This is a genomic window from Pararhodobacter aggregans (assembly GCF_003075525.1).
Classification (GTDB): Bacteria; Pseudomonadota; Alphaproteobacteria; order Rhodobacterales; family Rhodobacteraceae; genus Pararhodobacter; species Pararhodobacter aggregans.
Genome location: NZ_QDDR01000007.1, coordinates 56,734 through 68,639, shown reverse-complemented (window position 1 = coordinate 68,639; position 11,906 = coordinate 56,734). Strand labels below are relative to the sequence as shown.

Here is an 11,906-nt window from a genome sequence, read left to right as displayed (position 1 = left end):
GGCCCTCAGATCGAAACGCGCCGGAAATCGCTGAGGATCCGGCAGACATGTTGCAGGAAGCGCGCCGCGGCGACGCCATCGACCACGCGGTGATCCCAGCTGAGGCTGAGCGGCTGGATCAGGCGCGGCTGCACGCTGTCCTCACGCCAGACCGGCTGGATTTCGGCGCGCGTCATGCCGAGGATCGCCACCTGCGGCGCGTTGATGATCGGCGTGAAGCCCGTCCCGCCGATCCCGCCGAGCGACGAGATGGTGAAGCTGGCCCCCGACATGGCGGCGGGCGAGAGTTTCCCGGCCCGTGCCTGCGCCGCGAGGTCTGCCATCTCGGCGGCGATCTCGGCGATGCCCTTCTGGTCGGCGGCCTTGATGACCGGGACGACCAGCCCCTCGGGCGTGTCGGCGGCCACGCCGATGTTCCAGTAGCGTTTCAGCACCAGCGCGTCGCCGTCGAGCGAGCTGTTGAACTTGGGGTAGGCCTGCAGGGCCGCGACCACCGCCTTCACGGTGAAGGCCAGGAGGGTGATCTTCGCCGCGTCCGGCCTGGCCTCGGCGTTGATTTCCTTGCGGAAGGCTTCCAGCTCGGTCACGTCCGCCTTGTCGAAATTGCACACATGCGGGATGACCATGGCGTTGCGGGCCAGCGCCGGGCCGGAGATCCTGACGATCCGGCTGAGCGGCTGGCGGTCGACGGGGCCATGCTTGGCGAAATCCTCGGTCGGCCAGTCGGGCAGGCCCGCGACGGGCGAAGCGGCGGGCGCCGGTGGGGCAGTAAGCTGCGCCTTGACGAAGCCCTCCACATCCTCGCGCAGGATGCGGCCTTTCGGGCCGGTGCCTGCCACCTTGGCCAGCGCCACGCCCAGCGTCCTTGCATAGCGGCGGATCGAGGGCGAGGCATGGACCGAGGCGTCGGCGGGCGTGATCGCGGTCGGGGCAGGGGCCGCCGACGGTGCCGGTGCCGCGACCGGGGCAGGAGCCGCCGCAGGGGCCGCCTGCTCAGCCGCCGGGGGTGTCGCGCCTGCGCTTTCGGCAATCTCCAGCCGTGCCACCAGCGTGCCCGCGCTGACCCGGCTGCCGTCGCTGACCAGCAATTCCACGATCCGCCCGGCCTCGGTCGCGGGCACGTCCAGCGTCGCCTTGTCCGATTCCAGCACCAGCAGCGTGTCGTCGACCTGCACCAGATCGCCCACGCCGACCGGCATCTCCACAATGGGCACGTCCTTGAAATCGCCGATATCGGGGACGTGGATGTCGATGATCCTGCTCATGTCCGTCCCCCGCTCACAGCGTCCAGGGCGCGTCGGCGCCCGTGTCGATGCCCAGATCCGCAATCGCCCTGGTCAGCACGGATTCCTCGCACGCGCCCCGCCCGACCAGCGCCTTGATCGCGGCCAGCGCGATATGCTGGCGGTCGACCTCGAAGAACCGGCGCAGCGATTGGCGGTTGGCCGAGCGGCCGAAGCCGTCCGTCCCCAGCAGGGTCAGCGGCGCCGCCACGAAGGGCGCGATCTGGCCCGGGAAGGCGCGCACGTAATCGCTGGCGGCGATCACCGGCAGGTCACCCGGCAGCATCCGCGCCAGATGGCTTTCCTCGGCGTTCTTCACCACGAAACGGTTGCGCCGCTCCACCGCCATCGCGTCCCGCGCCAGTTCGGTGAACGAGGTGGCCGAGAAGACATCGGCGCCGATCCCGTACTCCGCGGCCAGGATCTCGGCCGCGGCCATCACCTCGCGCAGGATGGTGCCCGAGCCGATCAGCCGCACCCGGGTCTCGACCCCGGGCAGCGTGGCGCTGAGCCGGTAGAGGCCGCGGACGATATCGCCCTCGACCCCCTCGGGGATCGACGGCTGGGCGTAATTCTCGTTCATCACGGTGATGTAGAAGAATTCGTCCCGCTTCTCGTCCAGCATCCGTTCCATGCCGTGTTCCATGATGACGGCCAGCTCATAGGCGAAGGCCGGGTCATAGGCGCGGCAATTAGGGATGGCGGCGGCGGCCAGATGGCTGGAGCCGTCCTGATGCTGCAACCCCTCGCCCGAGAGCGTGGTGCGCCCGGCGGTGGCGCCCAGCAGGAAGCCCCGCGTGCGCTGGTCGGCGGCGGCCCAGATCAGGTCGCCGACCCGCTGGAAGCCGAACATCGAGTAATAGATATAGACCGGCAGCAATTCGGTATCATGCACCGAATAGGCGGTCCCGGCCGCGGTCCAGGAGCTGAGCGCGCCCGCTTCGGTGATGCCTTCCTCCAGAAGCTGGCCGTTGGCCGCCTCCTTGTAGAACATCATCGAGCCCTTGTCCTCGGGGTCATAAAGCTGGCCCTGCGGTGCATAGATGCCGATCTGGCGGAACAGGTTGTCCATGCCGAAGGTCCGCGCCTCGTCGGCGACAATCGGCACGATCCGGGGTCCGAAAGCCTTGTCCTTCAAGAGGTTGCCGAGGATCCGCACCGCCGCCATGGTGGTCGACATCTCCTTGCCGTCCGCCGCGAGCGCGAAGCCCGCGTAGCTGTCCGGCTGCGGACGCGCCGGGATCGGGGTGCTGGCCGCCTCGCTTCGGCGGGGCAGATAGCCGCCCAGCGTGGCGCGGCGGTCCTTCAGGTAGCGGATCTCGGCGCTGTCCTCGGCGGGTTTGTAGAACGACAGGCTCTCGACCGCCTGATCGCTCAGCGGCAGGTCGAAACGGTCGCGGAAGGCGAGCAGCGCCTCCACATCCAGCTTCTTGGCCTGATGCGCGGTCATGCGCGATTCGCCCGCGCCGCCCATGCCGTAACCCTTCTTGGTCTTGGCCAGGATCACCGTGGGCCGCCCCTTGTGGGCCCTGGCCGCGGCGAAGGCGGCGTAGAGCTTCTTCAGATCGTGCCCGCCGCGCTTCAGCTTGTGGATGTCGTCATCGCTCATGTGCCGCACCAGCGCGGCGGCTTCGGGGTCGAGGTCGAAGAACTTCGCGCGGTTGTAATCGCCCGCCTTCGAGCCCAGATCCTGATAGGCCCCGTCCACGGTTTCCGCGAAACGGCGCAGCAGGACGTGGTTGGTGTCGGCCGCGAACAGCGGGTCCCATTCCGAACCCCAGAGCACCTTGATGACGTTCCATCCCGCGCCGATGAACAGCGATTCCAGTTCCTGAATGATCTGGCCATTGCCGCGCACCGGCCCGTCCAGCCGCTGCAGGTTGCAGTTCACGATGAAGGTCAGGTTGTCGAGGGTCTCGCGCGCGGCCAGCGTCAGCCCGGCGATGGATTCGGGCTCATCCATCTCGCCATCGCCGAACACGCCCCAGACATGACGCCCCTCGGTCGGCGCCAGCCCGCGCGCGTCCAGATAGCGCATGAACCGCGCCTGATAGACCGCGCTGAGCGGACCGATCCCCATGGAACCGGTGGGCACCTGCCAGAAATCCTTCATCAGCCAGGGATGCGGATAGGAGCACAGGCCCTTGCCCGCGACCTCCTGCCGGTAATTGGCGATATCGGCCTCGTCCAGCCGCCCCTCCAGAAAGGCGCGGGCATAGATGCCGGGCGCGGAATGCGGCTGGAAATAGACCAGATCGCCGGCGAAATCCGCCGTGCGGGCGCGGAAGAAATGGTTGAAGCCGACTTCGAAGATCTCGGCCGCCGAGGCATACGAGGCGATATGCCCGCCCAACTCGCCATAGGCCCGGTTCGCCCGCACCACCATCGCCAGCGCGTTCCATCGGATGATCGAGGTGATCCGCTCCTCCATCGCCAGATCGCCCGGATAGGCCGGTTGCTGCGCGACGGGGATCGAGTTGCGATAGGCCGAATAGGGCAGGCCGCTGGTGGTGACGCCGATCCGCCGGGCATGGTCCAGCACCCGGTTCAGCACGAAATTGGCGCGTTGCGGGCTGGCCTGACGGGTCAGGCTTTCAATCGCGTCGATCCATTCGGCGGTTTCGGTCGGGTCCGAATCGTCGGTTCTGCGGGGCTGGGCGGGCGGTGTCAGGGTCATCGGCATCTCCTTTGCGCGGAGATTAGGCGAAGACCCACGCCGGATGTTGCCAAATTGGCCAAGATTGATAGTTTATTTGGCTGACAACTGTCAGTCTTGCGAAGTTCTTGGCGGAAACCATCATGAATTCACCGCTTATTGATGCAATCGACCGCAGGATCCTGAGCGAGCTGCAACGCGACGCGCGGATCTCGATGCAGGATCTCAGCGCCCGCGTCGGCCTCTCGCCCAGCCCCTGCGCGCGGCGGGTGCGGATCCTCGAGCAGGCCGGTGTCGTCCGGGGCTACACGCTGGTTCTGGACGAGGCGAAGATGGGGTTCCCGATCAGCGTCTTCGTTTCGGTGAAGCTGGACCACCAGATCGACGACCGGCTGCGCAGTTTCGAGGACGCGATCCGCAAATTCCCCGAGGTGACGGATTGCTGGCTGATGACCGGCGACCGGGATTATCTGGTGCGGGTGGCGGTGGCCGACCTGCATGAATTCGAGCATTTCCTGACCGGCAAGCTGACCAAGGTGCAGGGCGTGGCCTCGCTCGAATCCTCGCTGCCGATCCGGCGGGTGAAGGAGACTTCGGCGCGGCTGGTCTGACGCGGCTATTTCAGCTGGCTGTCCTTGCTGCCGCGCCGGTTGATGCCGGGCCGGTGGCGGAAGGCGCGGTCGCGGTCCTCCTGACACTCGCGGCAGAGGGTGACGCCGGGGATCGCCTCGCGCCGGGCTTCGGGGATCGGCTCGTCGCACTCGACGCAATGGCTGCGGCTTTCGCCCCCCGCCCGGTTGCGCAGCCTGAGGCGGGCCAGTTCCTCGCCGATCGAAGCCTCGATCTGCTCATTGACCGCGCCGTCCTTCGCCCAGCCGCCTGCCATGTTGTCCTCCTGCCCCGACGGGCCTAGCCTGCCCCGAATGTAGGGAGACAGGACATGGCCTTGCAAGACTTCGGTCCGGGGCTCTGGCTGGCCGAGGGCGCGCCGGTGACCGGGGCGGCGGGGTTCCGCTTCCCGATCCGCATGGCGGTGCTCAGGCTGGGGGATGGCGGGCTGGTGCTGTGGTCGCCGGTTCAGGCCGCGCCCGGGCTGGTGGCGGCGGTGGGGGCGCTGGGGCCGGTGCGGGCGCTGGTCGCGCCGAACCGGCTGCATCACAGCTTCCTCGGCGACTGGGCGGCGGCCTTTCCGCAGGCCGCGGTCCTTGCCGCGCCGGGCTTGGCGGCGAAACGGCCGGATCTGAGCATCACGGCCGAGATCGGCGAGGGGTTGCCGGACGCGTGGGCCGGGCAGATCGAGGGGGTGCTGGTCGACAATTCCATTGCCCCCGAAGTGGTCCTCTTCCACCGGGAAAGCCGCACGGTGCTGATCTGCGACCTGTTGCAGAACATGGCGATGGACTGGTTTCACGGCTGGCGCGGGCTGGTCGCCCGGCTCGACCGGATGGTCGGCCCGGAACCAGCCATGCCGCGGAAGTTCCGGCTGGCCAGCCGGGGGGCGGGACCGGCCCTGCAGCGGGTGCGGGACTGGCCGGCCGAGCGGGTCGTGGTGGCCCATGGGACGCCGGTGTCGACGGGCGGTCAGGCGTTCCTGCGGCGGGCCCTGGGCGGGATCGGCTGACCTGTCCCACGCGTGGGACAGCCCGTCGACCCCGGAGAGTCCAAGGGGTTGAGACCTCCCGTTCATCTTGCGTCAACATTGCCCCCTGGGTTGCCCGGGCCGATAAAACAGGCCGATAAAACAGGGCTGGGAAAGCACGCTCCCGCCCGCCCACCCCGCGTGCGTTCCCAGCCCTTTCATTCTGCCGGAAATACGCCCTTTTGGAGCCGGCATCCCCACCGGCCGGACGGCGTCATCCGAGCGGTACGCGGGAGGCAGCCGTGCCCCGAAGGGCGTATTTCCGGCAGAGTGATGAGGCGGGCGTCCTGGCCCGGCATGAGGTCGCGGGTCTTGCGTAGGATGGGCGATTCGCCCATCCCCGGCGCCTGTCCTTGCCCAACGGCGACGGGGGTGCCACATAGAGGCCATGTTCCAGCGCGTCGAACTGCCTCTGTGGCTTCTGATCCTCATCGTGCTCTTCGCGGCAGTGGCTTTCCTGTCGCATTTCCTGTTCCCCTCGGTCCGCTGGTTCCTGCGCCGCCGGATGGAGCGCGCGGTCGAGGAGCTGAACAAGCGTCTGGAGCGCCCGATCCAGCCCTTCAAGCTGATGCGCCGCCACGACCAGATCATCCGGCTGGTCTATGACCCCGAGGTCATGCAGGCGGTTGCCGATTACGCCCGGGACGAGAAGATCCCCCGCTCTGTCGCCTTTGAACGCGCCCGCGCCTATGCGCGCGAGATCGTGCCGAGTTTCTCGACCGCCACCTATTTCGGCTTTGCCATCAAGGTGGCGCGGGGACTGAGCCGCCTGTTCTACGAGGTGCGGCTGGGTCCGGCCGAGGCCCGCACCCTGCGCGGCATCGACCCGAAATCGGCGGTGGTCTTCGTCATGAACCACCGTTCGAACATGGATTATGTGCTGGTCACCTGGCTGGCTGCCGACCGCTCGGCGTTGAGCTATGCGGTGGGGGAATGGGCGCGGGTCTGGCCGCTCAGGGCGCTGATCCGGGCGATGGGGGCCTATTTCATCCGGCGGCGGTACTCCAGCGCGCTCTATCGGGCGGTGCTGGCGCGCTATGTGCAGATGTCGATCGCCGAGGGCGTGACGCAGGCCATCTTCCCCGAGGGCGGGCTCAGCCTGAACGGGGCGGTGGGGCCGGCCAAGAAGGGCCTTCTGCATTACATCGTCCGCGATTTCGAGGTGGCGGGCGAGCAGGACGTGGTCTTCGTCCCCGTGGCGCTGAACTACGACCGGGTGCTGGAGGACGAGGTGCTGGTCAAGGCGGGCCAGACCGGCGACCGGCGCTTCCGGCTGAAACTGACCGAGGCGGCGGGCTGGTTCTTCTGGATCATCGGCCAGAAGCTGATGCGGCGGCGCTCGACCTATGGCCATGCTGCGGTCTGCTACGGCGAGCCCCTGTCGCTGCGCCAGTATGTCACCGGCCAGCCCGGCGCCTCGACCGAGACGCTGGCTGCGGATCTGATGGGCCGGATCCGGGCGGCGGTGCCGATCCTGCCGGTGCCTCTGGTCGCGGCGGCGCTGGTTCGGGCGGGCGGCGCGTTGCCCGCGCCCGATCTTGAGGCAGGGGTGGCGGCGCTGGTGGCCGAGGCGCGCGCCAAGGGGGCAAATCTGCATCTGCCGGGGGCCAGCGCCGAGGGATCGGTGCGATTCGCGACCGAGGCGCTGGTCCGCCATGGTATCGTGCTGCGCGAGGGCGACGGGTTCCGCATCGCCCCCGGACAGGAGGCGATGCTGGGCTATTACGCGGCCTCGGTCCTGCAAAGGCTGGGAGAATCGGGCGAAACACCCGTCACAGGGACGGTCAGCCTGACGCTGCCTGAAGTGACCGAGACATAAAATTACAATTTCAGAACTCAGGGGATTGCATTGTTGCGTGGCCGATTCTATTGATGCTGCAACTGCCGCATTCTTTCTGCGTTGCGGCGGCATGATCAGGAGAGACAGATGGCCCTCGATGTGAACGCCGGAATCGTGAAATACGACGCCCCCGAGAAAGACCTCTACGAGATCGGCGAGATGCCGCCCCTGGGCTATGTGCCGCCGAAAATGTACGCTTGGGCGATCCGCCGCGAGCGTCACGGCGAGCCGGACAAGTCCTTCGAGGTCGAGGTCGTCGATACCTGGGAGATCGACAGCAACGAGGTGCTGGTCCTGGTGATGGCGGCGGGCGTAAATTACAACGGCGTCTGGGCCGGTCTCGGCGTGCCGATCAGCCCCTTCGACGGCCACAAGCAGCCCTATCACATCGCCGGCTCCGATGCCTCGGGGATCGTCTGGAAGGTCGGCGACAAGGTGAAGACCTGGAAGGTCGGCGACGAGGTCGTGATCCATTGCAACCAGGACGACGGCAACGACGAGGAATGCAACGGCGGCGATCCGATGTTCTCGCCCTCGCAGCGGATCTGGGGCTACGAGACGCCGGACGGCTCCTTCGCCCAGTTCACCCGGGTGCAGGCGCAGCAATTGATGCCGCGGCCGAAGCATCTGACCTGGGAGGAATCGGCCTGCTACACGCTGACGCTGGCCACCGCCTACCGCATGCTTTTCGGCCATCATCCGCATGAGCTGAAGCCCGGGCAGAACGTGCTGGTCTGGGGCGCCTCGGGCGGGCTGGGGTCCTTTGCCATCCAGCTCATCAACGCGGCGGGGGCCAATGCGGTCGGCGTCATCTCGGACGAATCGAAGCGCGACTTCGTCATGGCGCTGGGCGCCAAGGGCGTCATCAACCGCAACGATTTCAAGTGCTGGGGCCAGCTGCCGACGGTCAACAGCCCGGAATACAACGACTGGCTGAAGGAAGCGCGCAAGTTCGGCAAGGCGATCTGGGACATCACCGGCAAGGGTGTCAGCGTCGACATGGTGTTCGAGCATCCGGGCGAATCGACCTTCCCGGTCTCGGCGCTGGTCTGCAAGAAGGGCGGCATGGTGGTGATCTGCGCCGGCACCTCGGGCTTCAACTGCACTTTCGACGTGCGCTACATGTGGATGCACCAGAAGCGTCTGCAGGGCTCGCATTTCGCGCATCTCAAGCAGGCTTCGGCCGCCAACCGCCTGATGATCGAGCGCCGGATCGACCCCGCCATGTCCGAGGTCTTTCCCTGGGCCGAGATCCCGCAGGCGCATGTGAAGATGCGCAAGAACCAGCACAAGCCGGGCAACATGGCGGTGCTGGTGCAGGCGCCGCACACGGGGCTCAGGACCTTCGAGGATACGCTGGAAGCCAGCCGCCGCTGATCCCTCGCAGCGCGCGCGGGAGACGGGGCTGCCCTGAAAGGGGCGGCCCCGTTGCCCGTTTCCGCGGGGGGACGGGTGTGGTGCAACGATTTCTCAACCATGTCTGCCCAACCTGCTCCGGACGCGGAAAGGAGCGCCGGGGTGACGCACGAACGGATGATTCGGGATCTTGAGGTCCTGCGGCTCTATGCCCGCGAGAACGGGCTGCCGGCGCTGGCCGAGCATCTGGATCAGGCGGTGCTGCTGGCGATGACCGAAATCGCCAACCGGCGGGAGGAGGCCGGGGCGCAGGGCCCCCGGCATTGAGGGCGGCGCGGTCGGGGTGGCGGCGGATTGCGGCGGCGCCGGGCTGGGCATAGCCTGCGGGCGCAACCGACCCGAGGGCCTGACGTGCTGCGCTATCCCGATACCTATTATTTCCGCACCCTGGCCGAGCGTCGCGAGCGTCCGGCGCTGAAAGGGCGGCTCGCCGTCGATTGCGCGGTGGTGGGCGGGGGTTTTGCCGGGCTCTTCACCGCCCGGGCGCTGGCCCGGGGTGGGATGCGGGTGGCGGTGCTGGAGGCGGAAGCGGTCGGTTTCGGCGCCTCGGGCCGCAACGGCGGCTTTGTCAGCGACGGCTTCGCGGCGGGCGATGCCTCGATCCGCCGCCGGGTCGGAGCGGCCCATGCGGCGGCGCTGCAGGACCTCTCGGCCGAGGGGGTGGAGATCATGCGCGCGCTGGTCGCGGGCGGGCAGGTCCCGGGCGCGGCCAAGGTCGACGGGCTGCTGCGGCTGCGCCGATTCGACCGGGGCGCGGATCTGGCGGCGCAGGCCGGGCCGGATCTGGCCTATCTGGACCGCGCCGCCATCGAAAAGCGTCTGGTTTCAAGCCGCTACCGCCACGGGCTGGAGGAGCGGCTGGCCTTTCACCTCCATCCGCTGAACGTGCTGCGGGGCCTTGCCGCCGAGGTCGAACGCGCGGGCGGCGTGATCCATGAGGCGAGCCGTGTGACCGGCTGCGACCTCGGCGGCCCGGTGAAGCACCTGACCACCGCCGAAGGCCGGATCGAGGCGCGCGCGGTGGTGATCGCCACCGGCGGCTATAGCGGGGGGCTGGTCCCGGCGCTGCGGCGGGCGATGCTGCCGATTGCCACCTATGTCATGGCCTCGGAACCGGCGCCTGCGCTGCTGGCCAGCGCCATCCGCACGCCGATGGGCATCGGCGACGACCGGCGGGCGGGGGATTATTACCGGCTGGTGGAGGGTGGCGCACGGCTCTTGTGGGGCGGGCGGATCACCACGCGGGCGGCGGATGTGCCGGGGATCGTCCGGCAACTGAGGGCCGAGATGACCGGCGCCTATCCGCAGCTGGCGGGGCTGAAGACCGAGGTCGCGTGGTCCGGCCTCATGTCCTATGCCCGCCACCGGATGCCGATGGTCGGGCGGCTGGGACCCGGGCTCTGGCATTGCTACGGTTTCGGCGGGCACGGGCTGAACACCACGGCGATCGGCGGCACGGTGCTGGCCGAGGCGATGCTGGGGCAAAGCGACCGGCTGGCGCTGTTCGCGCCCTTCGGGCTGGACTGGGCCGGGGGGGCCGCCGGGCTGATGGCGGCGCAGGGCACCTATTGGGCGCTGCAGGTTCAGGATTGGTGGCGCGAGCGGCGCTGAGGATGGGCGAATCGCCCATCCTACGACATGTTCCCTTTATGTTCCGTTCGGTCTAGGCTGGCCCGATCAACGGGAGGGAACCATGGACCAACGCGCGAAATTCGAGACGTTCAAGGCGCTGCACGCGCGCGAGGGCGCCTTCGTCCTGGGCAATCCCTGGGATGCGGGATCGGCCCGGGTGCTGGCCCATCTGGGGTTCGAGGCGCTGGCGACGACCAGCGCGGGTTACGCCTTTTCGGTCGGGCGGCGCGATTCCTTCGCCGGGCTCAGCCGCGACGAATTGCTGGAAAACGCCCGGCAGATCGTCGATTCCTGCGACTTGCCGGTCAGCGCCGATCTGGAGGACGGCTTCGGCCCCGCGCCCGACACCTGCGCCGAGACGATCCGGCTGGCGGCAGGCATCGGGCTGGTCGGCGGCTCGATCGAGGATGCGACGGGCGATCCCGAGGTGCCGATCTTCGACCTCGGCCTCGCCGTGGCGCGGGTGCAGGCGGCGGCCGAAGCGGCGCGGGGCCTGCCCTTCCTGCTGACCGCGCGGGCCGAGAATTTCCTCTGGGGCCGGGCGGATCTGGGCGACACCATCGCCCGGTTGCAGGCCTTTTCCGAGGCCGGGGCGGATGTGCTCTATGCCCCGGGCCTGCCGGATCTGGCGGCGATCAGGACGGTCTGCGCCGAGGTGGACAGGCCGGTCAATGTGGTGATGGGCCTCTCCGGCCCGCGCTATTCGGTGGCGGAACTGGCCGGGGCCGGGGTGCGGCGGATCAGCGTTGGCGGCTCCTTTGCCCGGGCGGCCTTTGGCGGGTTGCGCCGCGCCGCCGAAGAGGTGCTGGGCGCGGGCACGTTCGGCTATGCCGACGAGGCCATGTCGGGCCGGGAACTGACCGCGCTGATGTCGGACACCCGCCCGCCACGCCGGGTTTCCGGGCCGTCCTAGGCACAGGCAGGGGGGGGGCGGGGATCTGCCGGGGCCGGGCGGAAGTTGACGGGCGATTGAACCATGCAGCGGGCCGGGGCGACCCAAGAGCACCCACGTTGTGGGTTTCATTTCAAACCAAGGATACTTTGCATGATTCGTTACATTGCCATCGCCACCACCCTCACCCTCGGCATTTCCACCGGTGTCAGCGCTGCCCATGCCGCGCCGATTACCACGCTGGAACAATGCTATACCGCCGTCATCAACTGGTGCAACGAGACCTTCCCCGACCATGCCGATCAATGCGGCAGTTCCTCGGGGCTGGACGATTGCGACGAGGAATTCGGCAACCAGACGGCCTCGACCCCCGCGCGCGCCTATCTGCGCAATGGTCCCGTCGTGCCGCCGCGCACCTTCGAGCGCCTGCTGGCCGGGGCGCGGACCATGCGCGTGACGCGCTGATCGCAGGGAAGTCTCGCGCCGCCGGATCCCGGGTGTCCGAGCCCGGATCCGGCGGCTTTACTTTGCCGCGTGGCCGGTGTCCA

General features: G+C 68.3%; 11 protein-coding genes. 8 read left to right on the top strand and 3 right to left on the bottom strand.

Going from position 1 to position 11,906, the window contains the following annotated elements:
- Positions 1 to 5 precede the first annotated feature (5 nt).
- Both DDE23_RS13925 and mdeB read right to left on the bottom strand, forming a co-directional pair.
- Complete coding sequence (locus DDE23_RS13925; protein ID WP_107752353.1) at positions 6 to 1,265, bottom strand: 2-oxo acid dehydrogenase subunit E2; 1,260 nt, start codon at positions 1,263 to 1,265, stop codon at positions 6 to 8.
- 13 nt (positions 1,266 to 1,278) lie between these two features.
- Complete coding sequence (gene mdeB, locus DDE23_RS13920) at positions 1,279 to 3,960, bottom strand: alpha-ketoglutarate dehydrogenase (protein ID WP_107752352.1); 2,682 nt, start codon at positions 3,958 to 3,960, stop codon at positions 1,279 to 1,281.
- A 122-nt stretch (positions 3,961 to 4,082) separates the two neighbouring features.
- Here mdeB and DDE23_RS13915 point away from each other — a divergent pair, with 122 nt between their 5' ends.
- Entirely contained in the window at positions 4,083 to 4,550 is a 468-nt protein-coding gene (locus DDE23_RS13915; protein ID WP_107752351.1) for an Lrp/AsnC family transcriptional regulator, read from the top strand.
- 5 nt (positions 4,551 to 4,555) lie between these two features.
- Here the strand turns inward: DDE23_RS13915 and DDE23_RS13910 are convergent, their stop codons facing one another.
- Positions 4,556 to 4,825 (bottom strand): DksA/TraR family C4-type zinc finger protein, encoded by a 270-nt coding sequence (locus DDE23_RS13910; RefSeq protein ID WP_107752350.1) that lies wholly within the window; start codon positions 4,823 to 4,825, stop codon positions 4,556 to 4,558.
- Between the two features lie 54 nt (positions 4,826 to 4,879).
- Between DDE23_RS13910 and DDE23_RS13905 the strand changes: the two genes are divergently transcribed.
- From DDE23_RS13905 to DDE23_RS13880, 7 genes are all read left to right on the top strand, one after another.
- On the top strand, positions 4,880 to 5,560 hold the full coding sequence (locus DDE23_RS13905) for a DUF4336 domain-containing protein (RefSeq protein ID WP_107752349.1): 681 nt from the start codon (positions 4,880 to 4,882) through the stop codon (positions 5,558 to 5,560).
- A gap of 406 nt (positions 5,561 to 5,966) precedes the next feature.
- The gene (locus DDE23_RS13900) at positions 5,967 to 7,397 is read left to right on the top strand and encodes a 1-acyl-sn-glycerol-3-phosphate acyltransferase (RefSeq protein WP_107752348.1); all 1,431 of its coding nucleotides are present in this window, start codon (positions 5,967 to 5,969) and stop codon (positions 7,395 to 7,397) included.
- 108 nt (positions 7,398 to 7,505) lie between these two features.
- On the top strand, positions 7,506 to 8,795 hold the full coding sequence (gene ccrA, locus DDE23_RS13895; RefSeq protein WP_107752347.1) for a crotonyl-CoA carboxylase/reductase: 1,290 nt from the start codon (positions 7,506 to 7,508) through the stop codon (positions 8,793 to 8,795).
- Positions 8,796 to 8,936: 141 nt separating this feature from the next.
- Positions 8,937 to 9,101, top strand: coding sequence for a hypothetical protein (locus DDE23_RS25110; protein ID WP_157958032.1), 165 nt, complete (start codon positions 8,937 to 8,939; stop codon positions 9,099 to 9,101).
- Positions 9,102 to 9,185: 84 nt separating this feature from the next.
- On the top strand, positions 9,186 to 10,445 hold the full coding sequence (locus tag DDE23_RS13890) for an NAD(P)/FAD-dependent oxidoreductase (RefSeq protein ID WP_238149988.1): 1,260 nt from the start codon (positions 9,186 to 9,188) through the stop codon (positions 10,443 to 10,445).
- Positions 10,446 to 10,527: 82 nt separating this feature from the next.
- Entirely contained in the window at positions 10,528 to 11,379 is an 852-nt protein-coding gene (locus tag DDE23_RS13885; RefSeq protein WP_107752346.1) for an isocitrate lyase/PEP mutase family protein, read from the top strand.
- Between the two features lie 132 nt (positions 11,380 to 11,511).
- Positions 11,512 to 11,823, top strand: coding sequence for a hypothetical protein (locus DDE23_RS13880; protein WP_107752345.1), 312 nt, complete (start codon positions 11,512 to 11,514; stop codon positions 11,821 to 11,823).
- The last annotated feature ends 83 nt before the right edge of the window (positions 11,824 to 11,906 follow it).

Bases quoted from the DNA above. Each gene is read 5' to 3' on its own strand.
- DDE23_RS13905 (WP_107752349.1), top strand. From the start codon at position 4,880: ATGGCCTTGCAAGACTTCGGTCCGGGGCTCTGGCTGGCCGAGGGCGCG.
- mdeB (WP_107752352.1), bottom strand. From the start codon at position 3,960: ATGACCCTGACACCGCCCGCCCAGCCCCGCAGAACCGACGATTCGGAC.
- DDE23_RS13885 (WP_107752346.1), top strand. From the start codon at position 10,528: ATGGACCAACGCGCGAAATTCGAGACGTTCAAGGCGCTGCACGCGCGC.
- DDE23_RS13915 (WP_107752351.1), top strand. From the start codon at position 4,083: ATGAATTCACCGCTTATTGATGCAATCGACCGCAGGATCCTGAGCGAG.
- DDE23_RS13910 (WP_107752350.1), bottom strand. From the start codon at position 4,825: ATGGCAGGCGGCTGGGCGAAGGACGGCGCGGTCAATGAGCAGATCGAG.
- ccrA (WP_107752347.1), top strand. From the start codon at position 7,506: ATGGCCCTCGATGTGAACGCCGGAATCGTGAAATACGACGCCCCCGAG.
- DDE23_RS13880 (WP_107752345.1), top strand. From the start codon at position 11,512: ATGATTCGTTACATTGCCATCGCCACCACCCTCACCCTCGGCATTTCC.
- DDE23_RS13900 (WP_107752348.1), top strand. From the start codon at position 5,967: ATGTTCCAGCGCGTCGAACTGCCTCTGTGGCTTCTGATCCTCATCGTG.
- DDE23_RS13925 (WP_107752353.1), bottom strand. From the start codon at position 1,265: ATGAGCAGGATCATCGACATCCACGTCCCCGATATCGGCGATTTCAAG.